Below are 23,255 nucleotides of genomic sequence, written 5' to 3'. Positions count from 1 at the left end.
GAGCCAGGATCAAACTCTCAATAAAAACTCTGAGTTTGCTTAGCTCGGATCCACTGACTGTGTTCCGCTTTAAGCTTATAGATTGTTATGGTTTAATCTCTTATACCATTTAATTAACTTGGTTCAGCGCTGTGTCTTTCGAAACAGCTTATTTAGTATATCCCGCAGAGGACTTTTTGTCAAGCACTTTTTAAATCTTTGTAAAAAGTTTTTTGACGTGTCTTGCGCGACAACTTGTATAGTCTACCATGTATCGGCGACTTTTGTCAACCTACTTTTTGAACTTTTTCTCTCGCGAGTGTCGTTCGCTCAAATAGGTAAGTTATATTATACGCAGGTCCCTTTTTCTTGTCAATATGATTTTTACATCTATTTTCCACATTATTTACTCGAATCTGCAAGCTTTCGCGTTTGCTCGATAAGGGCCCAAACATCGGGATCCGATGCCAGTTGGTATGCCTTTTCGAAGTCATTCAGAGCTTCTGAAAACGCCTCTTCTCGATAGTAGAGAATTCCGCGATTCATATAGGCCGTGCGATTGTCACTTTCTCTCCCTATGAGTTTCGATAAGATGTCCACCGCTTCTTTCTCACGACCTGCGGCGGCCAGCGCAATGGCCAGATCGTTTTCGATTTCGCCGTCCTCGCCGTGGGATGCCGCGTCTTTCAGAAGAGCGATGGCTTTATCCATGTCCCCCAATCCGTAGTAGGCCATGCCGAGAATGTGGGCACAGATGGCGGGCTCGGTGTATTGGGAGTCGAGGGATTGAATGGTGCGTATGGCATCTTCGTATTTGCCGTAGTGCAAATAGGTCTTCGCTCCGTCGATGGCCGCAGGCTCCTCCACCCGCTCCAGGGCCCGACGCATTTGTTCTTTCAAGAGATCGTCTTCGGCCAGGATAAGGGCTTTTTCGTCGTAAAACTTTGCCTTAATGTATAGGGCCTGGGCTTCGTAGAGGCGGCCGAGGGCGGCGTAGGCTTCGGCGCAGTTTCCGTCTTCCTCGATAATGGCTTCGTAGCGTTGGGTGATTTCTTTTAAGAGATCACTGAGGTCTTCGCCCTTCTGAAAATGTTGGTTGTAGATGCCTTCCATGGCGTAGGTGGTCTCCAGGCGATCGTTTATGTTTCCCCGCACGCACTCTTTGGCTCGAGCCATTAAATAGATAGATTCGGTCTCTTGCCCTTTCAGTGCCTGTGCCAACTGCTGATCCATGGCGCGAATGGCGTCTTCTTCGTTTTCTTTTAAAAATTTCAGATAGATGTCGGCGTAGGGGAATTCCTGATCCAAGGCGACGACGACGCACAGAGCGGTAAATATATGGCGGTAATCCATGGTTCCGTCGTTTTTTTGTGCTTTGATTTCCCGCACCAGGTCTTTTTGCAACATGGGAATGGGGGCGCCATCCAGTATTTTCTCCCGCCCAGGAATCTGTTCCAGAAAACCGATGGCATCGTACCAGTCGCTTAAGTATTTCTTACTGTCCATGGTCCTTCCTTTCATCCTTATGGTGTTTGTATTTTCCATTTTCGTAATAGAGGTAGCGCACGCGGTCGGGCAAGTGGATGCCCCGCACGTGTTTCGACGCTTTGAGGGGGTCCCGCCCCGGGACCAGGGCCGGATTGTTTTTCAGGTAGTCTACGACGGATTGACGATCCACCTCGGGATCTTCGACAGGCAAAACGCCGCCGATGTACCGATTTTCCGCAAAGTAGAAATCTTCTTTTAAGGCCGAATACATGGCCTCATCTAACCAGCCTTCTTCTTTCAAAAATTCGTAGAGAAAGCGATACTTGCCCTCGCGATTTTTAAGCGGCATTCGGTGAATGGTTTTCTCCAATTTTCGGGCCATGGCCATATAAAACTCCGAGGGACGCAGGCCGCGCTTTTTGACTTCACCTTTCACGGCGAGAAAGGCATCTTCGTCGTAGTAGTTTTCAACGATGGTCGCAAAATTTTTAAGCAAGAGCACTTCGTTTCCGTCTAAAACATCGGTGCGGATCACCTCATAAGGCGGCTGGTCGTCGTAGACAATGTGAAATTCTTCGGCCCGCCGGCGCAGTTCCGTGCCACGGAGCAATTTTAAAAAGCCGATTTGAATCTTTTTCGCCCCGAGAGGCACGACCCGATCAAAGCCATGAAGAAAGCTCTCCATGTCTTCTCCCGGAAGGCCCACGATGAGATCCACGTGAATGTGCACCTTCTCCCGGTCGATCATGTCCATGGCGCGCTTCATTTTATCCAGATTCGTGCTTCGATGGATGCGGCGGTTCACTTCAGGATTTACCGATTGAATCCCCGCTTCGATTTGAAAGCGCCCGGCCGGGGCAGCGTTAATGACTTCCGCCACATCGGAGCTCATGTGTTCCAAATTCATTTCAAAGTGGATGCACATACCCTCCGGCGCTTCGTCGATAAAGAAGCGCAGAATTTCTTTGGTGCGCGCGGGGCGAATGTGAAAGGAGCGATCCACAAATTTCACCAGCTTGGTCCCCGTCTGAAAGATTGGACGCATATGGCTTTTGATTTCATCCACGCTTCGGTAGCGCACCACATCGTCTTCGGAAGACAAGCAGTAGCTGCAATGGTACGGGCATCCCCGCATGGATTCGTAGTAGACGATGCGATGATTCAAGTCTTCCGCTTCGTAGCCGGCGGGAAGGCCCTCCATAGAAAAGGGAACCGACACGGGGCTCGCCTGAATTTTATCGCCCCATCGGTACACAAGCCCCGCCACCTTATCTGCCGCAGATTCCCCGGCGAGATAGGCTAAAAAATCGTCGAAGCTCTCCTCCCCTTCGCCGCGCAAAATGCCGTCGATCCAGGTTGCCTCTTCCATGCGCTCCACGCTGTCGTAGGTAACTTCCGGACCGCCGACGTATTGTTTGATTTCGGAAAAGGCTTTGTTAATGTAGCGGCCCAGCATGTCGATCTGCGCCCAATTCCAAATATAGGCGGAGTAAAGGATCGCGTCGGGCCGCTCCCGAAGGATTTTTTGCAGCATAACGTCTTTTGATTCATTAATGGTCATTTCCAAAAGGCCTACGGGCCGATTCGTAGACTCCCTAAGCAGGCGTACGGCCAGATTCGTGTGAACGTAGCTGGCGTTTAGAGCGACGAGTAAAGCGTTCATTCTTCCTCCATAAAAAAAGAGGCTTTCGCCTCTTTCTTACATTTTGTCCGGGGCTTCGATGCCCAAGAGATCCAAACCGATGCGGATCATGTTTTTGACGCCGTATACCAAAAGCAGGCGAGCCTGTTTCAGTGCGTCGTCGTCGACGAGAATGGGCGTATTGGTGTAGTATTTGTTGAAAATTTTCGCACAATCCGTAATGTAGCGGGTCACGAAATAGGGTTCGTACTTTTCGTGGCTGTCGACGATCACTTGGTTGAAGCCGTAAAGTTTTTGCAAGAGTTCCTTTTCTTCTTTTGTGTTGAGCAGGGATGCATCGACGGGCGCATTTACGTTGAAGCCGCCTTTTTCCAGAAGCGAGTTCATGCGGGCGTGGGTGTATTGAACGTAGGGGCCGGTCTCGCCGTCGAAGCTTAAGGTGCGGTCCCAATCAAAGACATAGTCCTTGATTCGTTGATTGAAGAGCTCTTGGAATTTCACGGCGCCGATACCCACTTGATGGGCCAGCTCGTCGCGATTGTCCATTTTCTTGCCGCTCGCTTCTTCACGTTCTTTTAAAATATCTTCCACTTTGTCTACGGCGCGGTTTAGGACATCTTCCAAATAGACGACCTTGCCCTTGCGGGTGGAGAGGGTGCCTTCCGGCAGAGAGACCATGCCAAAGGGCACGTGGATGCAGTCGTCGGCCCAGTCGTAGCCCATTTCTTTTAGTATGGCTTTGAGTTGTTGGAAATGGAGATTTTGTTGGCTGCCTACGACGTAAATGTTTTTGTAGAAGTCGTAGTGTTCTTTTCTGAAAATGGCCGTGGCAATGTCGCGGGTCAGATAAATGGTGGAACCGTCGCTTTTAATAATAATGGACGGGGGCAAATTGTATTTGTCCAAATTAATAATCTGTGCGCCTTGATCTTCCACTAAAAGGCCCTTTTCCTTAATTTCGTCTACGGCTTTCACCATTAATTCGGAGTAATAGGATTCGCCGCGATAGGAATCGAAGGACACGCCCATCATGTCGTAAACTCGCTCGAATTCTTTTAAGCTCAAATCGCGGAACCATTGCCAAAGGGAGACGGCTTTTTCGTCACCGCTTTCCAGCTTTCTGAACCATTCTCTGGCATTGTCCAGAAGTTCCTTGTCTTCTTCCGCTTCTTTATTGATGCGCACGTAAAGTTTCACCAGCTCGGGAATGGCATTTTTCTCGATGACTTCGTCGTCGCCCCAACGTTTGTAGGCTTCAATCATCATGCCGAATTGGGTGCCGTAGTCCCCTAAGTGGTTAATGGCTTCGACCTTATAGCCAAGATGTTTGTAAATGCGCTTAATGGCATCGCCAATAATGGTGGTGCGAATGTGGCCGATATGGAAAGGCTTGGCGATGTTGGGCGAAGAGTATTCCACGATGACGGTTTTGCCTTCGCCGAGATTCGATGCGCCAAAGCGATCCCCTTCTTCGACCACGGCTTTCAGCACGTGTTCGGCCAGGGTTTTCGTGTCGATGAAGAAGTTTAAGTAGGGGCCGGCAACGGCAATTTCCGCGATGCCTTCCATGCCTTCAAGCTTTTCTTTCAGCTCTTGGGCGATGATGGCCGGGTTTTTCCGCATGGTCTTTGCCAGGGTAAAGGTAGGGAAAGCATAGTCTCCCATCTTCTTGTCCGGCGGCGTTTCAATTTTTAAAAGTAGTTCGTTTTTATCCAGCCCTGTTTCCCGAGCCAGCCCGTCTGCAATTTGTTCTTTAAAATCGATCATAGTCTCTCCTATCTTAAGTATGCAATGGTCACGCCACTGCCGCCTTCTGCCGGCTCGGCATCTTCCTGCTTTTTAACCGAGGGATGGTGGCGCAAGTATTCTTTTACTTTCTTGCGAAGCATCCCCGTTCCCTTTCCGTGAATAATTCGAATTCGATCAAGGGAAGCTAAATACCCGTCGTCTAATGCTTTTTCCAAAATGGGCTCCGCCTCTTCGAAGGTTTTTCCGCGAATGTCGAATTCTACCTTGGCGTGCTTTTGCTTCTTTTGCCGCACTTTCGACGCGTTGACTTTTTTCTCCGTCACGGCCCGAGGCTCGCTGCGAATCAAGGACACGGCGGGCAAGGTCATTTTCATTAAGCCCGCCTGCACCAGGACATCGCCTTTGTTGTCTGGCCCTTCCAGCACCGTGGCGGATACGCCCAAGGACTCCGCGTAGACTTCGTCTCCCGGCTTCAGGGCCTTGGCCGGCTTGGCCGCCCGCTTCAGCACGATGCCCTCGTCTTTGTCGCGGTACTTTTTGCCCCCTTCACGCAATAGATCCTGAGCCTGTTGCAAGGTTTGGGCATCTTCTTTTCTCAGCTGCTCGCGAATATCCCGTATTTCGGAGACGGCGAGGTCCGCATCTTCCTTAGCGGATTTTACGATGCGGCGGGCTTCATCTCTCGCGCGCTGCAAAATCTGATCCTTCTCGGCATTCAGCCGATTCGCCGTCTTCTTCGCCTCCGCCATTTCCCGCTTATACTCGCCGGTAAGTTGTACCAGCTCCGCTTCGCGCTTTTCCAGACGGCTGCGTTCCGCTTCCAGGGTGGTGAGCACGTCTTCAAAGGCAATGTCTTCGCCTTCCAAAAAGTCCTCGGCGCCCTCTAAGATTTCCTTCGGAAGCCCGAGGCGGGAAGAAATTTCAAAGGCATTGCTCTTGCCGGGCACGCCGACGTGGAGGCGATAGGTTGGCGTTAATGTTTCCACGTCAAATTCCATGGAAGCATTTTGCACGCCTTCCCGGGTTAAGGCGTAAAGCTTCAGCTGCGTGTAGTGGGTGGTGGCCATAAAGCTCACGCCCTTGGCCATTAGGTGTTCGATAATGCTCAAAGCCAAAGCTGCCCCTTCCGTGGGATCGGTGCCGGCGCCCAGTTCGTCGAAGAGAACCAGGCTGTTTTCATCCACGATTTGTAAAATATCCACGATGTGCACCATGTGGCCGCTGAAGGTGGAGAGGGACTGCTCGATGCTTTGCTCGTCGCCGATGTCGGCATAGACGCCGCTGTAAATGCCCACGGTAGTCCCCGGGTCTGCGGGAATGTGCAGGCCGTATTGGGTCATGAGCACCATGAGGCCCAAGGTCTTCAAGCTTACGGTCTTGCCCCCGGTGTTGGGACCGGTAATGATGAGGCCCTGATTCTCGCCGCCTAATTCCAAATTCAATGGCACCACCTTGTGGCGATCGATTAAGGGGTGGCGGGCATTAACGAGCTTCGTGATCCGAGACTTAGAAAGTTTCGGACGAATAGCGTTTTGATCCGAGGCCAATTTCGCCTTGGCAAAGATAAAATCCAGCTGACCGAAGAGCCGCTCGTTTTCCGCAAAGGCTTCCGGGTACTGGCCCACTTCTTGGGAAAGTTCCGCTAAAATACGCTGAATCTCTTCCCTTTCTTCCAGCTCCAACTGACGGATCTCGTTGTTCGCCTCCACAATGGCCATGGGCTCGATGTAGACCGTTTGGCCCGAGGCGCTCATGTCGTGAACCAAGCCCTTGACTTTGCTTCTAGCGTCGTGGCGCACGGGAACCACGTAGCGGCCTTCCCGCATGGTGACGATGGAATCTTGCAAGGATTCCTGCAGGTCCTGCGAATTTAAGATGGCCTGTAATTTGTCTCGCACCTGATCTTTTTTTCGCGCCAGGCTGCGGCGAATGGTCTTCAACTTCGGCGAGGCGTCGTCGTAAATGGAATCTTCCGATTCGATGGTGGCCTCGATGCGCTCCCTGAGATCGCCCTGAGTCCACAGGGCCGATACCATGGCCCGTATAGAGGGGTAGGGATCTTCTACAGACTCGTCTACGACGGCCATGTACTTGCGCATGCGCAAGACGCCGCGAAGGGAATCGCCGATCTCCAGAAGCTCGCTAATATGGAGCACGCCGCCGCGAGAAGCGTAGTGGGCGCTTTTCGCCACGGGGCGGGCGCCGGACAAGGGGGGGGCCGATCGTTCCACCAAGAGGCGTAGGGCCTCTTGCGTTTCCTCTTGCCTCTGTTCGATGCGGTCGGGATCGGCGGAAAACTTCATGGTTTCGCAACGCTTCTTGCCGATGCTCGACGTGGTGAGACTCTTTAATTGTTCGACAATGTCGTGAAATTCAAGAATGGCTTCGATTTTAGGCGCCATGCCTCCTCCTCTTCTCTATGCTTACGCGATTAAATAATGCCGCGATTAAAATGACCTCGGGTAAATTCACTGACCACGGGTTTTTTTACGGCCTTTCCTTCGATGACCCGGCTCGCTTCCTTAATGATTTTATTTAAGTCCTCGCCGATGCGCCCGCGAATTTTCAGCGCCGAGGGATTCATGGCCATGACGGACTTCGCCCGGTCGCCGAGGTAAATGGGGACGCTGTTGTAAATTTCCGTCATGTCGCCTATGCGGCGGAAGGAAAAGGCGACGTTGCGCTCGTCTCTTAGCCTGTAATTTTTCCTGAAGGCGCAAGTGTCGCAGTGGCGGTTTACACCGCAGCCTTTGACCAAACTCATAGGGCAATGGCGCATGGTCATGGAGCGGGGGTAGCCGTAGTATAAAATTTCGCCGCAGGTGCCAAAGCGGCGATAAAGGGCTTCCAATTGCTGCCTTTTGCATTCGAAAGACGGAATGACGCTCTCAGCTTCCTGAAAGTGGCGGAAGCTGTAACTGTTAAAGACATTGAGCCCTTCTCCTGCCACGGCAACGCCCGCCACTTCTTCGAATTGCCCCAGATTTTGAACGATGCCGCCATCGAAAAAGTTTTTTATTTTCTCGTAGCCTGCCGGCGTTTCGTAGGGAAAGCTGTAGTAAACCGGCACGTCCACGCCTTTTAAAAAGTCCATGGCTTCTATTGACGGCAGAAAATACAGCTCCAGGCGATCGATGACGCCATAGGGCAAGTCATAAATCGCCGCTTCCTCGGAGATCTCCACGGTGAGCAAGGTATTTTCCACGGCTTTTTTTCTAAAGCTTTCGGAAAAAGTGAAACTCGGACGCACCCGCCGGTCTTTTTTCTCGTAAAGGGCCAGGGCTCGCCTACGCAGGTCGTTTACCGTCGAAATAGGCAGGAAGACATCGTCGTCTACGTCCAGCTTCACATCTTTTAATGCGTAGACGGAGCCGTCGAACTTTCCAAGGTTTTGGCGAATATGATCCTTATTCACCTTCGCTTTTTTGGCTCGCTCCAGGGGATCGTCTCCCACGGCCTCAGCCCGGTGATCGCCCGTTAAGGTGAAACGGGGCAACTCGCCGATGTGGGCGTAGAAATGCCCTTCAATATCTCGGTTGTAGGCGATTTCTTCCGCTTCCCTCCCGGCGGCTTCGTTGAGCTTCACCGACGAAAGGCGAAGCACCGTGGTGCCCGCATCGGGCACAAAGGGAAGGTGCAGGGCCTCTTCCGCCTTGCCTGCAAACGTGTGGCGCTTCTTTTCTCCCGCCACGGTAAATTCCAAGAGATCCCCCTCGTCGGGTTCTCGCTTCCAATCCACCGTGGTGCCCTGTTGGGCATCGCCGTTTACTACCACGCCGATTTTCACGCCGCGGTGATTGGGTCGGGACTCGGTAATAAAACTGTTGCCGAAGTCGCCGAAGCCCACGCCCTTGGTGTAGGAGCGGTTAAACATTTGAGCCATGTCTTCGATTTTAAAATCCTCGCCGCCTAAGGCTTTGTTGTAATTGCTCGTCACCACCGCCACATATTCCGGGCTTTTCATGCGGCCTTCCAGTTTAAAGGAATAGACGCCGGCTTCCGCCAGTCGATCCACAAACGCGATGGTATTTAAATCCCTGGGGCTAATGACATAGCCCTTGTCGTAGACGGGATTTCCCTCAGCGTCCTCGATGGTGTACTGTTTCCTGCATGGCTGGGCGCAGTTGCCGCGGTTGCCGCTTCTCGCGCCGATGTAAGAGCTCATTTCGCATTGACCGCTTATGGAGACGCAAAGGGCGCCGTGGCAAAAGGCTTCGATGTCAAGGTCCGTGCCTTCTTTGATGCGGCGAATTTCATCGGCAGAGATTTCTCGTCCCACCACCACGCGGCTGAAACCCATGTTTTCCAAATAACGGGCGCCTTCAAGATCCATGACGCTCATTTGCGTGGAGGCGTGGAGTTCAAAATCGGGCAAGTAGTTTAAGACCAGCTCCGCAAAGCCGATGTCCTGTACGATCAAGGCGTCTACGCCTATTTCATAGAGATCTGCCGCATAATTCAAGGCCCGCTCGCATTCCTCGTCGGAAAGCAAAATGTTTAAAGTGACGAAGACGCGCTTGCCCCTGACATGGGCATAGGAGACAGCTTTCGCCATCTCCTCTGCCGTGAAATTCTGTGCACTTGCTCTGGCGGAAAATTCCTTCCCGCCAAGATAGACGGCATCGGCGCCGCTGTTTATGGCCGCGTAAAAAGACGCCATATTGCCCGCCGGTGCCAGCAGTTCCAGATTATTCCTGTTCATGGTCACCGCGCAAGACGTAAATTTCTTTATTCAGATCTACAAGACGCATTTGCGTTTCGTAATTCTTTTCTTCCAGGGCGCGAATCTTTTCGTCCCGTTCACTTAATTGCTTTTCAGCGGATTCTTTTTCTTCGATTAAAGCCGCCTTTTCTCGCTCAAGTCTTTTCTTTTCATCGTCTAACGATTTTAGGCGAGCGTCCGATTCTTGAAGCTTCTTGTCCTTTGCTGCCAGGGCATCGGAATTTTCTTTCAGACTTTTTTTCAGCGCGTCGATTTCTTCAAGCTTTTCCTTCACCCCTTGGGCGTCTCCCGCCAAGGCATCGGCGGCTTCTTGAGCCCGGGCCTGCTTGTTCTTTTCATCCAACGCATTTAAGAGACTTAAAATATAAACCTGTACGTCGTTTAAGCGGTAGTTAAGGCTTTCCACTTCTCGGATGCGCTCGTTGGCCTCATCCGCCAACGCCTTGACGTATGTCTCGTCGTCTTCGCCGATAACGTGAAAGGTCATGCCTGCAATTTCAACCTGTACGCGCGTCTTTGTCATCTTACACCTCTTATTCAGATCGTAATTTGGCGTTAAACTGTCCTTCAATTCCTTCAATAATGCCGTCGACAATGTGGGCAATTTCCGATTCTTTTAGGGTACGGTCGGCGTGGCGGAAAGCAAGCTTCAGCGCGATGCTCTTCTTGCCTTCTTCGATGCCCTTGCCGAAGTAAACGTCAAAGACAGCCACCGATTCCAACAGTTCGCCGCCTTCTTTTTCCACATAATCAAGCAGATCTTGTGCCGCAAGTTTCTTATCTACGATAAAGGCCAAGTCCCGTTCGATGGAGGGGAAGCGGGCGATGGGCTTGTAGGTGATAATGTCTTTGGCTTTTTCTACGATTTTCGAGAAATCCAATTCAGCCATATAAACAGGTTGTTTCATCCCTAAATCCGCTTGGGCCTTCGGATGGATGCAGCCGAAGCGGCCGATGCATTCGTCTTCGATATAAACTTCCGCTTGACGTCCTTTGTGGAACAGGGGGAAGTCTTGAACTTGCACGAAGCGCACCCCGTCGATGCCGAGGCGTTTTAACACCGTGGCCACGGTTTTCTTCAGGTAGTAGAAATCTTCTTCGCCGTAGAAGCCAATGGCGAGCTTCATGTATTCCTTGGGCAGGCCGTCGGCATCTTTGTCGACAGAGAACACATTGCCGAATTCAAAGCCGTAGGCCGAGGGATTTTTGTAGCTCATGTTCTTTACGAAAATATCCAACATATTGGGGAGAAGGGTGGTCCGCATAATGGAGTACTCTTCGCCGAGGGGATTGGAGATTTTCACAGCTTCTCTCAGGGGATCGTCGGCCGCCAGTTGAATCCGGTCGAAGGCCGAGGGGCCCATGAAGGAGTAGGTCATAAATTCGTCGAAGCCGGCGGCGAGAAGCACGTCTTCCGCACGCTTTTGTACCCGGCGGAACAAACTCTTGCCCCCGCGGGTCAAGGTGCCCTTTAAAGGAAGGGGCGTAATGTTTCCGAAGCCGTAAATCCGACCCACTTCTTCCGCTAAATCTTCCCAAATATGCAAATCGCCTCGGAAAGTGGGGATCGTTGCGTGAAGCACGTCGCCGTCGAGGGTGGTGGGAATCAAAAGGGATTCCAAAATTTTTACCATGCCTTCGCCGGAAATCTCCGTGCCCAAAAGGGCGTTGATGCGGCTTACCTTGGCATCCACCGTCCAGGGAGCGACTTCCTTCGGATAGTGGTCGAAGCAGCCCTTAGCTACTTTTGCCGCGCCGATTTCAACGGCCAGTTCGCAGACGCGATCCACGGCTTCTTTCGCCATATTCGGGTCCAAGCCCTTTTCGAAACGACTGGAGGCTTCAGAGCGGAGGTCTTGGCGTTTCGACGTCTTGCGAATGTGATCGGCTTCGAAATTGGCGCCTTCTAACACGACCATGGTCGTCGTTTCGCTGACACCTGAAATGTCGCCGCCCATAACGCCGGCGAGACCGATAATGCCTTCCTTGTCGGCGATGACGATGTCGTCTTCACATAAAATGTGTTCGTTGCCGTCTAAGGTGTGCATCTTTTCCTTGTCCTTTGCCATGCGAACGTGAATTTCCTTGCCTTTTAAATGGTCCAGATCGTAGGCATGGAGGGGTTGACCGTATTCCAACATGACGTAATTGGTTAAGTCCACGATGTTGTTAATGGGACGCACGCCGGCGGCCATTAAGTCGTTTTGCATCCATTGCGGCGACGGTTTGATCTCAACATCGGTGAGCATACGGAGATAGAAGCGGGGCGCATTTTCCGTTTCCACATTGAGGCCGTTAAAGGCATCTTTCATGGCTACATCGCTGTTTTCCGTAACGGTAATGGTCTTTTCCTTCAACGCGCTGTTGGTGGAAGCCGCCGTTTCAACGGCCATGCCGCGCACGCTTAAGCAGTCCGGGCGATTCGGCGTGATTTCAAGCTCGATGACTTCCTTGTCCAGCTCCAGCAATTTTACATAGTCGCTGCCAAGGGGCGTATCCTCAGGCAAAATGTGAATCCCGTCCCGCGAATCCTTGGGGATGACGGATGTATCCATGCCCACTTCTTCCAAAGAGCACATCATGCCTTCGCTGGGCAGGCCGCGCATTTCCGTCTTTTTAATCTTCATGCCGCCGACAAGGGTCGCGCCATCTAAAGCGACGGGCACAACGGCGCCTTCAAAGACATTTTTTGCCGCCGTTAAAATTTGTTTTACTTCGCCGCCGACATCGATTTGGCAGACCACCAATTTGTCTGCATTGGGATGGGGTTCGATTTTTAAAATCTTTCCTACGACGACGCCGCCGAGCCCTTTGCTGCGATCGATAATGGATTCCACGTGATTGCCCGTGGCAGTGATTTCATCGCACATGCTCCGCGTGTCGCCGGGAAGTTTAACGTATTTTTCAAGCCAAGATTTGGGTAATAACATCCTTCAGTACCTCCTAGAATTGGGACAAGAAGCGGTCGTCGTTTTCAAACATGAGGCGAATGTCCGTAATGCCGTATTTTACCATGGCGATACGGTCGATGCCCATGCCGAAGGCAAAGCCGCTGTACACGTCCGGGTCGATGCCGCAGTTTCTGAGGACATTGGGGTGAACGACGCCGGCGCCCAATAATTCCATGCTCCAGCCCGTGTGATTGCAGGCGGGGCAGCCTTCCCCGTGGCAGACGAGGCAGGTAACGTCAACTTCCGTGGAAGGTTCCGTAAAGGGGAAGTTGTGGGGGCGGTATCTGATTTGCATATCGTCGCCGAACATTTCTTTGACGAAAACATTTAATGTATCGATTAAATTGGCCAAGCTCACGCCTTTATCCACGACCAGGCCCTCGAATTGATGGAACATGGGCGAGTGGGTGTCGTCCACGTCGTCGAAGCGGAAGACGCGGCCGCTGCTCACGATGCGAAGGGGCGCGCCGTATTCTTTCATGGCGCGGATTTGCATGGGCGAGGTGTGGGTACGAAGCAAGGTTTTGTCGTCAATATAGAAGGTGTCGCTCTTGTCTCTGGAGGGGTGGTTCTTCGGCGAGTTCAAGGCGTCGAAATTGTTTTCTACACTTTCGATCTCCGGCCCGTCGACGACGGTAAAGCCCATCTCAACGAAAAGATCTTCCAGTTCTTCTTTCGTCTTTAAAAGAGGATGGCGATGGCCGACGCGGAGTTTGCCCGCATCCAAGGTCACGTCCAAATACTCTTCTTCCATGCGGGCTTCGTAAGCGCCCTCTTTTAAACTGACGATTTTTTCATCGAGCTTTGCCTGCACTTTTTCCCGTACTTCATTGGCATAGCTGCCCACCACGGGACGTTCTTCCTTCGGCAGCTTACCCAGGCCTTTTAAGATTTGAGTTAATTCGCCTTTTTTGCCGAAATACTGCAGGCGAATTTTTTCCAATTCGTCAATGGTATTGGCGGCCTCAATGGCAGACGATGCGCCGGATTCTAATTTTTCAAGTAACTCTTTCATAAGTACTCCCTTCGGTATGTGCTCTGATCTAATGGTTCATTATACCACAGAATATTGGTCCATAAGGCTTTAGACGGTAATTTCTGAGCCAAAAAAATCCATCTTGCTTATATTTTATATCTATGTTATACTGACATAGTCAATGCGTAAGGCGACATAGCCAAGTGGTAAGGCGCGGGTCTGCAACACCCTTATCCCCGGTTCAAGTCCGGGTGTCGCCTCCAAACCGTCGAGTAACCTCGGCGGTTTTTTTGTGCAATTTTCAAAAAATCCCCTTCTCTTAGATTGAAGGGGATTTTGTACGCTTTAGTATGACTAAACATCTCCCGGTGCAGGCGGAATGTTTATTATTCAGCTTTATCTAATTGTACTTTTGCATCATTGAGATTCGACAAAATGCCTACGACGGCGAAAAACAAGATGACAATCCTGAAGTAGAACCAGGTGTAATCCACAAAACTCATTAAAAAGAAGCCGGCGAGAGAAGATATGCAGGCGATTTGCAGAATTTTTTTCTTACCCTCTATTTTGCTCTTGTCTTGCGCAAAACTCGAAAGTGCCTTTAAAACGATTTTTGCCATATAGGATAATAAAAAGATGACGGAAAAAATGCCCGCCTCGATAGCGAGTTGCAAATATAGATTATGGCTGTGGGCGACGGTAGAAAGTTCTTCCACTTTGTAGCTCTCGAAGACTTTTTGAAAAATGTCGCCGCCGAGACCTACGCCGCCAACCCATTGGTAGTCCCCTTTCATCAACGATGCACACTCGTAGATAAAGCGGCGGTACCCAAGGGAAGAGTCATTTTTATTGAAAATCGACATAACCCGCATCTGAATCGTTTGGGGCATAAAGAAAAAGGAAATTAAGCCCATCATTAAAAAAATCGGCAACCATCGCGGTTGATACAAGGCGATAAACACCGCCATGGCGAAGGCAAAGGAGCCCCACGCCGATCGTGACCCCGTCGCCAATAAAACATATAATGAAAGCAAAAGCGTCATGGCCGCCAACAACTTGACGGCTTTTTTATCGTGAACTAAGAAAAGTCCCACGACTAACGGAAGGACGAGGAGATAGAACTCTCCTAATATATTGGGGTTTCCTAGCGTGCTGTAAACTCTACCGCTTAATTCCTGACTAATACTAATATCCGTCTGAGATAAATTAACCGATACACCGATGACGTGTTTTTGTATGATTCCGTAAATGCTCACCATTAGCGCTGCAAAAGCTAAGGCAATCACCACTTTTAAAAGATCCTCCCAAGATCTGACCTGATTGATAAATACAGAAAAAACAACGAAAACCGCTCCATATATTAAACCGTAAGGCAGGCTCAGGGCAGGATGGATTGAAAATGCCGTCGCCAAGAAAATGGTGATCATAAATAAGACGAAGAAATCTTCGAAAGGTCGCTTCGCTTTATCTTCTCTGTTCATAAGTCCGAGAATCCAAAGTCCGAAGGCCATCAGGAGAAGATATATGTTTGACCACATTCCGTCGGGAATTACGCTACATAACACAAGGCCTATGCCCATTACAAGGGGGATTTGTTTTGAAAGCAAGGACAACAGGCTGAAAAGCAAACTATGCTTTGGAAGCCATTCCAAAAGTTTCTGTAGTTTGTTTACAAAAAAGCCAAAAAGAGCCGTGAGCCCTTTTCGAATCATCGAGTCTTCCCATGGATTATATGCTAAATTACTCCTAAACCGTTGAATGATTCGCGCCATTTAATCACCCGAATATTGGATTTTAGAAAGTCTGATTTGATCCAGCATCACAATGCCGGCACTGAAGGTATTGGACTGACCCACAAAGTAATTGGTCTCGCTGATAAGAATGCCTTTTTCCGTTGGGGTGCCTTTGGCTTTTACATGAATGGTCACTTTTTCGTAAAGATCTTTATCCACGGAAAGCGTCTTTCCATTGAAGGTAAAATCCTCGTCATCTAAAGGTTCCCTGTCTACCGATTCAATGGTGCCTAAGGTAATGGACTGTTGAACATCCTTAAAGGGAGCGCCGATTTTTATGTTCTCAGCTATTTCTTTTTCCAAATAAGGTACGACAATCGTAAGCTCTGCTTCCTTTTCGCCGCCCTTTGCCGAAGTACGCCCCTCCGCAATGTTTATTTTATTTACAAAGAGAACGACCGATGCAATGCACGCTACGACGATGAGAACATCAAATATTCTTATCTTATTTTTCATTTTCTACCTCGATGTTTTTTATTTTTCCGTGGACTTGCAAGTCTCCGACGGTAAACGTAAGGTCTTCGCCGAGAAGGCACTTTGTCCCGTTGATATAGATTCCGTCGTCACCGAGTTTCGCCCGTGTGGCCACATTTATTCGAAGGGATCTGAAATTACTTCCTTCCCCTCGCCCGTCATCTGTACCTTTATATTCCGACGACGGATTGTCGATGGGTTTACCGACTGAATAAGATGCCACGGTGCCAATGGTGTTGTTGCGCCGCTTATCGATGCATACATCGCCTTCTTTAATGGCTTCCGTGCTCCTTGTTTCAATTTCATCGGCTTCGATTGTAATTATGCCGTTGCCCCCGTTTACGTCACCTTGGACCATCGTTTTTTGGTGCACGATAACGACGAGGAAAGCTACAAGGAGAAGAATAAATAGAATATCTAACAGTTTAAGCTTTTTTGTTGCCATGGATTGCTCCTTCATATGTTTGTTCGATCTTGGCTATAATCGCCTCTCGATTGATTTCTTCAGTTACGATGCGCTCCGCATTGTTGACAAGTTTCTCTCGTAAATCGAGATCCTTCAAAATTTTCGACGCCTTTTCTGCTAAGGCTTGCTTATCGCCAAAAGGATAAGTTAAAGCGCTTTCGTTCTCTTCATTAAAATAATCCGACGCCCCGCAATTTTTTGTAATCAATAGGGGCGCCTTACATTGGGCAGCCTCTACGATGGAAAGGCCAAAAGCCTCTTCACTGGAATGATTGACATAAAGATCGGCAGATTTCAAATAATGATAGGGTTTGGAATTGTAACCCAGCATCATGATTTTATCTTCCAAATGGTATTCCTTGATTTTCCTTCGGGTTTCTTCTTCCAAGCGGCCATTACCGATAATAAGGGCCTTTACATTCTCCACTTCGTGAAAAAGAACCTCTAATGCGTCAATAAAAAAAAGAGGTCCCTTTTCTTCCGATAATCGTCCCACAGAAAGTATCCACTTTTCCCCTTCAGGCTTCTCGACAATTTCGTCAGATTCTATGAGGGGAAAAGGCGGAGGAAGCGTAATGATCTTTTCCGGATGAACGCCCTCTTCAATAAGCTTTTCTCTAACGATGGAACTGACGGCAAAAATAGAATGATTTCTCGTAAAAAATAATCGATTTAATTCGGCCGCATTCTTGTTAATTACCGACACCATATGCCGCGTATTGATAATCGGAGCCTTCATGCCTAGAAGCGAACTCAAAAAAGCAATGCCGTTTTCGCGCATAAAGTGCGTATGCACGAGATCGACATGATTTTCTTTTACGTAGTGTTTAATTTTAATCGCAGCTCTTAAATCTAAAGATGAGCACATAGGAATCCGGGTCGTCTTCATCCCAATTTCTTTAAATTCACTTAGGCCGTCTCCGTCGATATTATAGACGAGTTCGTGCGTAATGGAAGGATTGTTTGTATTGACGAGGTTCTTGATGTAACTTTCGCTGCCGCCTCTGCCGACATAGTTTAAAATATGTAGAACTTTCATACCATCATCTTTCATCCTTCGTTACGCACTCGTTTTGATCCAATGTTTCAAAAATAATTTTAGCAATCGGTAAAACAAAAGTCAATTTTCTTAAGCTTCGGATCCGTTTCTATCGGGGTTTGAGTAAACAGTCCTTTTAAGCGCAAGGACTATTTACCTTTTACATTCATTCCGACGATCATGCCTAATAGCATGCCGACGGAGGTTCCGATGGCCAAGTTTTCCACGCCCCAGGCGATTCCCACCGCCGTACCGAGACCCATGCCGATGGCCATGCCCTCGGCCATATGATCCTCGGCCTCCTCTTCGCTCCCATCCTTCACGTCCTTTATCTTTTTTGCTCGACGAACGGCATAAACGGCCAGCACACCGATTAAGATCAGCGGCAAAAGGATTCTGATGATTTTCATTGATCGGCCTCCTCATTCTGTATTTTGGCAAGAAAAAAGCCCGGTATAAACCGAGCTTGGAGCGGAAGACGAGATTCGAACTCGCGACCCTCGCCTTGGCAAGGCGATGCTCTACCACTGAGCCACTTCCGCAAATGGTGCCCAGAGCCGGAATCGAACCAGCGACACGCAGATTTTCAGTCTGCTGCTCTACCGACTGAGCTATCTGGGCAAGGTTATCAGCGACAACCTTTTTCTATCTTACAGAAACTTTACGGATCTGTCAAGAAATTTTTAGAGGGGGTAGAAAGGAATCTACGCCTCGTCCTCGTGAGCCGAAAGCATGGCCGTAAGCTCCGATTCATCGAATTGATACCGGCGATTGCAGAAATGGCAAGTGGCTTCGCAGCCCTTGTCTTCTTCGATCATTTCGCGGATCTCGAAATCAGGCAAAGCGGCAATGGACTCCGCCACTTTCTCCTTGGAGCATTCGCAAACATAGGCAATGGGCGCCTCGCTTAAGATTTTCAAATCGTAGCCGGGCAAGAGGGCGTGCAAAAGCCCCTGTGTATCAAGCCCTTGGGCCAAAAGTTCCGTCACGGACTTGACGCCCTTTAATGTTTTTTCCAAATGATCGATGTCCTCGCTGTCGGCACCGGGCATGATTTCGATGATGAAACCGCCGGCGTGTTTCACGCTTAAATCCGTATCCACGGCGACGCCGAGGCCGACGGCCGAGGGAATCTGCTCCGATTGATACAAATATTGAGCCACATCTTCGCCGATTTCGCCGCTAACCAGGGCGACTTTTCCCGTGTAAGGCTCCCGCATCCCCAAATCCATGGTAACGGTCAAGGTGCCGGGCAAGCCCACGGCGGCGCCTACATCCAGCTTGCCGTCGGATTCGCGGCTGGGAAGATCCGCTTGGGGATGATCCACATAGCCTTTGATTTGACCGTTGTTTCTGCCGGTGACGACGATTTTTCCCAGGGGTCCCGCGCCGTCGACAATCATAGTCATGGACTCCTCTTTGCCTTTTAATTTATTGCGGAGTAGTAGCCCGGCAATCAAGCTTCGCCCCAAGGCCGCCGTGGCCGTGGCCGAGGTTTGATGGGTGATGCGGGCGGTCTCCACCAGGGCCGTGGCCGTAGCCACACTCACCTTAATGGTTCCCTTTTCATTCATTGCACGAATACATGTATCGGTCATAACACTCCTTTATTTGTCGATTCCCGCGACAAAACTGATCCGCTTGGATTTTTCTGTCGCAGAAGAAAAACTATAGCCGTCGTACATGGCGAGCACCTTCATGCCCGCTTCTTTCAACACGTTTTCCACGGTGTCAATGCTGTATGCATACTCGTCGTGAACTTCGTCGAAACGGGTGTAGGATCCGTCCTCTTCTTCTAAAAAGGCGGTAATGGCGTAGCGATTCACCCGGCCGTCAAAATGATTTTGCCAGGTCATAAAATAGCCTTCTTCGTCGCGAATTTCTTTTAAATCGCCGTATTCCCGAAAGCGGGCGGCGGTATTTAAGTCGAAGAGGAAACGGCCGTCCTCCTTTAAATGGGCACGCACCTGTTTGAAAGAGGCCAAAAGATCCGCCTCCGTCGGCAGATAGTTGAGTCCGTCGCAGAGGCATAGGATGAGGTCGAAGGATGTGCTGAAGGAAAAATGCCGCATATCCATTTTCACCCACTTGGCTCTGGGGTTTTTGTAGAGCCTGCCGTAGGCCTGCATCAGCATATCTTCCGAGCGATCGAATCCCATCACCGAGCCAAGGTCGGTAAGCTTTTCCGTCAGCTTTCCCGTGCCCATGGCCATTTCGAGAATGGCGAGGCCCTCCCTTTCGTCGAGGACTTTTTTTACCCAGCGAAAGACCTCGTCGTAATCGTAATTGGCCATAACGGCGTCGTAGATCAGGCTAAACCCTTCGTATTCACTCACTGAGTCGCTTCTCCAATTCTACCAAGATCGGCGAGGCTTCCCCGTCGAAAATTACATCGGCGTTGTGGTCGTAGGGCGTGGTGCCCTTGTTGATAATAATTAAATGCTCCACCATTCGCGGCAAGTAGGCCACGGGCATCACCTTTAGGGAGCTTCCCACCACGATCATGGTATCGGCCTTTTCCGTTGCCCGCATGGCGTCGTCGAAAGCCTGAGGCATGGCATCGCCGAAAAGCACCACATTGGTTCGCATGTCGGCGCCGCATTTCGGGCACTTCGGCGGAATCTCGCCCGACTGCACCCGTTCGTCGAAGGCTTTAAAATCTTCCCGATAATTGCAGCGCTCACAGCGGGCCGTGGAGGCGTCGCCGTGGACTTGTAACACCTCTTTCGCACCGGCCGCCTGATGCAGATCGTCGATGTTTTGCGTAATGATTTCGTGAATAAAGCCTTTTTCCTGCATCTTCGCCAAGGCCACGTGGCCGGGATTGGGCTTTTTGCCCTCCAAATCCTTTAAAATCGTGTAGCCTTCTTTGTAAAAACGCGCCGGATTGCTTTCCAACACGCCGACGGACAGGGCATCTTCCGGAATGAAATTGGTGTAGTAGCCCCGATCACTTCTGAAATCGGGAATTCCCGATTCCGTGGAAATGCCGGCGCCGGTCAAGCAGACGGCGTACTTCGCGTGTTTTAAAATTTCTGTCGCTTGTGCTAATTTATCCATCATCGACCTCCTATACCATCAATTGAATTACATACACTACCGCGAGCATGGCGCAGGGGATCCACTCTTTTTTGCGCAACAGTTTTTTCCCTCGAGGCAGGGGCCGCTTCATGGATGTGCGCAAAATAAGGGCGATGCCCAAGACGCTTGCCACAAGAAGAAATAGGGTGGTGGCATTTTTTATGCCCCCTAACCGCAAGACGACCCCCGCCTTTGAAAACGAGGCGATCCATCGTTCGTTGAAAAAGTGAATGAACAGGATGGACGACAAATTATAAATGAAATGAGAGAAAATACAGGCCCTTAAACCGCCGTAAAGGTAGATGTAGCCCAGAACCAAGCCAAAGAGCAACGGCGCCAAACTGTTTTGCGCCTCGAAATGAAAAAGGGCGAAAAGCGCCGCCGATAAAATCACGGCGCCTCTCGGGCTGCGACGGGAAAATTGTTCACATAAGACGCCGCGAAAAAAGAATTCTTCCATGATCGCCGGCGCCAAGGCCATGGTGAGGATTTGTTTAAAAAGCCCCACATCGCCCCTGAGCAGATCGAGGTTTTGATTTTCCAAAAGATAGATGCGGCTCAATCCTTCTAAAAAAATGCCGTTGATCACGAGAATAATGGGAAAAACGGCCACGGTTAAAAGAGCCGCCTCGCCCAATGCCATGCCCCTGTGCTTTTGGGCGCCCATTCGGCCCCTGAAAAAGATGGCCGGGGCAAAAATCGCCACCGCTTCCGTGAAGACGATGCCGAAAAAAGGATCCCTTCGGGAAAACAACGGCCCTAAAAGCAAAAACAGAATCCCGGCCAAGACGCACCAATAGAGCAGGCCGATAAAACTAATCTTCGTAGGTGTAGATGTAGGGTTTGTTTCTGTAATACGGCCCATAATTCAATCCATAGCCTACGATAAAGACATCGTCAATGGTAAATCCCGTGAAGTCTGCGGAAAAGTCTACCTCTCTGCGAGACGGTTTGTCCAGCATGACCGCGGTCTTCAAAGACGCCGGCCCCATTTTATTGATGGCTTCCGCCACTGTTTTCAGGGTGTGGCCCGTGTCGATAATGTCGTCGACGATAAGCACGTGGCGACCGCCTACTTCACTGCGCAAGTCGCCGAAGACCTTTACATCTCCGGAAGAAGATTCGTTGTTTTCGTAACTGGATGTGGTCATAAAGTCGATTTCCATTTTGCTTTCCATGTCCCGCACCAGGTCCGAACAAAAAACGAAGCTACCGCGCAACAGGCCGATGACGAGAATCTCCTCGCCGTCGTAGGCATCATCGATTTCTTTCGCCAGTTCCTTCACGCGCCGTGCAATGGCTTCTCTGGAATACAACACCAATTCTTTCTTTTCCATAGGCTCCTCCTTTTTACTATTGTTTCATTATATCAGAATCCGACCCATCTTTTCCCCTTCGGTGCTATAATTCTTGTAGGTGATATTATGAAAAAAGAAACGCTGCACACATTGGCGGCGGACAAACTCTATCTGCTTTCCTCCATCGACGCCTGGAACGGAGCGCCCCGCCGAAAGGCATTTTATGACGCCGTTTTAAACGAAGGGCGCATGAACTACTTCTTTCTCTGCCAATACATGAGCGAATTATTAGATGCTGATTTGATCAAACGGGCGGACGACGCCTTCTTTCTTACTGATGAGGGCAAAAATGTCCTCGCCATGTTCGGCGACGAAGCCGAGCCCATGGCCAAGAGAGAAAAAACGCCTGAAGTGCACTACGCCGTTTACGACGAAGGCCATTTCAGGGTCTATCAAAAACGCGTGGACGATGCGCTCGTCTTTTCACTGGCACTTTCAAAAGATGCCTTTGATCTGAATCTTTCCGGCTCAGATGAGGCGCAGGTAGAAGAATTGATACGACGCTTCAGCCTTTAATGCTTTTGCATTCAATAAAAAAGACGAAGGGATATTTGAGTGATCCCATAAATTTGGATTTCTTGATCCATCGTTTGGGCACTCTAATGCTTCTCTCGTCTTTTTTAATTATTTTCAATTGAAAAATTCCAGCCTTTTAAATTTGCTGCCAGTTTACCTTCTCCAGTCCATTAAATTGTTCTTCATTCTCCGAAAAAAAGCGTCCGCGAAAAGGTATTTCGTAAGCAATGGACTTGCCGATATGAAGAAAATGAATCACGGCTTTTTTTGTCTGGCGATGGACTTCAAATTTTTCGATTTCACTTTCCGGGTAAAGGTAAAATTCCTTTTTATCCGAATTGGATATTTCCTTTTCGTAGATCCCTTTCTTATCGAAGACGAGGACGAAGGTTCTATTTGCATCGTATGTATAAAAACCACTCAGCAAAAAAAGCTTCAAGGTCGATTTCACCGGCCCGTTGTGTTTCAAGGCAAGCAGATAGTTCGTTCCCTTGCCGAATTTCTCTTCCACTTCTTTTTTTATTGCCTCGTTGTCATTAAATAATAAGCCCATCGTTCCTCCTATTTAAAAATAAATACATCAGTGAATTCTTTCTCAAGCACTTTCGCAATCTTATAGGCGGTCTCCAAGGTGGGGCTGATGGTGTTGTTTTCATAGGCCATGATGGAGCGACGCTTCAACCCAACAGCTTGGGCTAATTTCTGCTGCGAAAGATGCTTCTCTTTCCTAAATTCGCGTATTCTGTTTTCAATTTTTACTTCCATAACTCAACCTTTTCACCCCCCGGATTTGTACTATTTTTAGTACATCTCTTGTACTAAAAATAGTACCATGGATGGCTTCTCGTGTAAATACCTTTCTCCCTTCAAGTTTCTTGTCGGAAAAATATAAAGGTTCTATGTCAACCATTGGGGAGTCTAGTGAAAACTAGGCTCCTTTTTGTTTTCCTAAAAGCCATCCATCACCGATCTTTTGAACAAACAAAGAGTAATTTGGTTCGAAAATGATGAAAGTTTTGC

The 23,255-nt window shown here is 49.5% G+C and carries 22 protein-coding genes and 3 tRNA genes; 2 read left to right on the top strand and 23 right to left on the bottom strand.

What is annotated here, in order from left to right; genetic code table 11:
• Positions 1–381 precede the first annotated feature (381 nt).
• From KO087_RS08375 to pheS, 8 genes are read right to left on the bottom strand one after another with little or no spacing between them, the layout of a single operon-like run.
• Positions 382–1,485: a tetratricopeptide repeat protein gene (locus KO087_RS08375; RefSeq protein ID WP_215508813.1), complete on the bottom strand. Its 1,104-nt coding sequence runs from the start codon at positions 1,483–1,485 to the stop codon at positions 382–384.
• Complete coding sequence (locus tag KO087_RS08370) at positions 1,475–3,130, bottom strand: B12-binding domain-containing radical SAM protein (RefSeq protein WP_215508812.1); 1,656 nt, start codon at positions 3,128–3,130, stop codon at positions 1,475–1,477. The genes KO087_RS08375 and KO087_RS08370 overlap by 11 nt, the downstream gene beginning before the upstream one ends.
• Before the next feature lie 36 nt (positions 3,131–3,166).
• Positions 3,167–4,876, bottom strand: coding sequence for an arginine--tRNA ligase (argS, locus tag KO087_RS08365; protein ID WP_215508811.1), 1,710 nt, complete (start codon positions 4,874–4,876; stop codon positions 3,167–3,169).
• Between the two features lie 8 nt (positions 4,877–4,884).
• A complete protein-coding gene (locus KO087_RS08360; RefSeq protein ID WP_215508810.1) occupies positions 4,885–7,260 on the bottom strand; it encodes an endonuclease MutS2 in 2,376 nt (791 codons plus the stop codon).
• A 29-nt stretch (positions 7,261–7,289) separates the two neighbouring features.
• The gene (locus KO087_RS08355; protein WP_215508809.1) at positions 7,290–9,560 is read right to left on the bottom strand and encodes a peptidase U32 family protein; all 2,271 of its coding nucleotides are present in this window, start codon (positions 9,558–9,560) and stop codon (positions 7,290–7,292) included.
• The gene (locus KO087_RS08350) at positions 9,547–10,104 is read right to left on the bottom strand and encodes a hypothetical protein (protein WP_215508808.1); all 558 of its coding nucleotides are present in this window, start codon (positions 10,102–10,104) and stop codon (positions 9,547–9,549) included. Before KO087_RS08350 ends, KO087_RS08355 begins: the two co-directional genes overlap by 14 nt.
• A 10-nt stretch (positions 10,105–10,114) precedes the next feature.
• Entirely contained in the window at positions 10,115–12,511 is a 2,397-nt protein-coding gene (gene pheT, locus KO087_RS08345) for a phenylalanine--tRNA ligase subunit beta (RefSeq protein WP_215508807.1), read from the bottom strand.
• A gap of 13 nt (positions 12,512–12,524) precedes the next feature.
• Positions 12,525–13,547, bottom strand: a complete 1,023-nt coding sequence (pheS, locus tag KO087_RS08340; protein WP_215508806.1) for a phenylalanine--tRNA ligase subunit alpha — start codon at positions 13,545–13,547, stop codon at positions 12,525–12,527.
• A 150-nt stretch (positions 13,548–13,697) separates the two neighbouring features.
• On the opposite strand from pheS, the gene KO087_RS08335 reads away from it, so the two are divergent.
• Positions 13,698–13,771, top strand: a tRNA-Cys gene (locus KO087_RS08335).
• 123 nt (positions 13,772–13,894) lie between these two features.
• Here the strand turns inward: KO087_RS08335 and KO087_RS08330 are convergent.
• The 12 genes from KO087_RS08330 to hpt all read right to left on the bottom strand — a co-directional run bounded on the left by KO087_RS08330 (position 13,895) and on the right by hpt (position 21,698).
• Positions 13,895–15,220: an O-antigen ligase family protein gene (locus KO087_RS08330; protein ID WP_215508805.1), complete on the bottom strand. Its 1,326-nt coding sequence runs from the start codon at positions 15,218–15,220 to the stop codon at positions 13,895–13,897.
• 60 nt (positions 15,221–15,280) lie between these two features.
• Positions 15,281–15,757 carry a DUF4330 family protein gene (locus KO087_RS08325; RefSeq protein ID WP_215508804.1) on the bottom strand — a complete coding sequence of 159 codons (477 nt, stop codon included), beginning with the start codon at positions 15,755–15,757 and terminating at the stop codon, positions 15,281–15,283.
• Complete coding sequence (locus KO087_RS08320; RefSeq protein WP_215508803.1) at positions 15,747–16,220, bottom strand: DUF4330 family protein; 474 nt, start codon at positions 16,218–16,220, stop codon at positions 15,747–15,749. Before KO087_RS08320 ends, KO087_RS08325 begins: the two co-directional genes overlap by 11 nt.
• Complete coding sequence (locus KO087_RS08315) at positions 16,201–17,295, bottom strand: glycosyltransferase (RefSeq protein ID WP_215508802.1); 1,095 nt, start codon at positions 17,293–17,295, stop codon at positions 16,201–16,203. The genes KO087_RS08320 and KO087_RS08315 overlap by 20 nt, the downstream gene beginning before the upstream one ends.
• Before the next feature lie 134 nt (positions 17,296–17,429).
• Complete coding sequence (locus KO087_RS08310; protein ID WP_215508801.1) at positions 17,430–17,690, bottom strand: glycine zipper domain-containing protein; 261 nt, start codon at positions 17,688–17,690, stop codon at positions 17,430–17,432.
• A 57-nt stretch (positions 17,691–17,747) separates the two neighbouring features.
• A tRNA-Gly gene (locus KO087_RS08305) sits at positions 17,748–17,822 on the bottom strand.
• 3 nt (positions 17,823–17,825) lie between these two features.
• A tRNA-Phe gene (locus KO087_RS08300) sits at positions 17,826–17,901 on the bottom strand.
• 83 nt (positions 17,902–17,984) lie between these two features.
• On the bottom strand, positions 17,985–18,878 hold the full coding sequence (gene hslO, locus KO087_RS08295; protein WP_215508800.1) for an Hsp33 family molecular chaperone HslO: 894 nt from the start codon (positions 18,876–18,878) through the stop codon (positions 17,985–17,987).
• Between the two features lie 9 nt (positions 18,879–18,887).
• Positions 18,888–19,616, bottom strand: coding sequence for a class I SAM-dependent DNA methyltransferase (locus KO087_RS08290; protein ID WP_215508799.1), 729 nt, complete (start codon positions 19,614–19,616; stop codon positions 18,888–18,890).
• Positions 19,609–20,340, bottom strand: a complete 732-nt coding sequence (locus tag KO087_RS08285; protein WP_215508798.1) for an SIR2 family NAD-dependent protein deacylase — start codon at positions 20,338–20,340, stop codon at positions 19,609–19,611. Before KO087_RS08285 ends, KO087_RS08290 begins: the two co-directional genes overlap by 8 nt.
• A gap of 10 nt (positions 20,341–20,350) precedes the next feature.
• Positions 20,351–21,226 carry a CPBP family intramembrane glutamic endopeptidase gene (locus tag KO087_RS08280; RefSeq protein WP_215508797.1) on the bottom strand — a complete coding sequence of 292 codons (876 nt, stop codon included), beginning with the start codon at positions 21,224–21,226 and terminating at the stop codon, positions 20,351–20,353.
• Positions 21,177–21,698, bottom strand: a complete 522-nt coding sequence (gene hpt / locus KO087_RS08275; RefSeq protein WP_215508796.1) for a hypoxanthine phosphoribosyltransferase — start codon at positions 21,696–21,698, stop codon at positions 21,177–21,179. The genes KO087_RS08280 and hpt overlap by 50 nt, the downstream gene beginning before the upstream one ends.
• A gap of 87 nt (positions 21,699–21,785) precedes the next feature.
• On the opposite strand from hpt, the gene KO087_RS08270 reads away from it, so the two are divergent.
• A complete protein-coding gene (locus KO087_RS08270; protein WP_215508795.1) occupies positions 21,786–22,235 on the top strand; it encodes a DUF4364 family protein in 450 nt (149 codons plus the stop codon).
• 136 nt (positions 22,236–22,371) lie between these two features.
• Here the strand turns inward: KO087_RS08270 and KO087_RS08265 are convergent, their stop codons facing one another.
• Genes KO087_RS08265 through KO087_RS08255 form a run of 3 tightly spaced genes read right to left on the bottom strand, consistent with a single transcriptional unit; the run spans position 22,372 to position 23,145 of the window.
• On the bottom strand, positions 22,372–22,788 hold the full coding sequence (locus tag KO087_RS08265; protein ID WP_215508794.1) for a histidine kinase: 417 nt from the start codon (positions 22,786–22,788) through the stop codon (positions 22,372–22,374).
• An 8-nt stretch (positions 22,789–22,796) separates the two neighbouring features.
• Entirely contained in the window at positions 22,797–23,000 is a 204-nt protein-coding gene (locus tag KO087_RS08260) for a helix-turn-helix transcriptional regulator (protein WP_215508793.1), read from the bottom strand.
• The gene (locus KO087_RS08255; RefSeq protein WP_215508792.1) at positions 22,984–23,145 is read right to left on the bottom strand and encodes a hypothetical protein; all 162 of its coding nucleotides are present in this window, start codon (positions 23,143–23,145) and stop codon (positions 22,984–22,986) included. The genes KO087_RS08260 and KO087_RS08255 overlap by 17 nt, the downstream gene beginning before the upstream one ends.
• Positions 23,146–23,255 lie beyond the last annotated feature (110 nt).

The organism is Peptoniphilus rachelemmaiella, from assembly GCF_943169845.1.
GTDB classification, from domain to species: Bacteria; Bacillota; Clostridia; order Tissierellales; family Peptoniphilaceae; genus Aedoeadaptatus; species Aedoeadaptatus rachelemmaiella.
The sequence above is the reverse complement of the archived record's forward strand: the minus strand, read 5'-3'. Positions and strand labels throughout refer to the sequence as shown.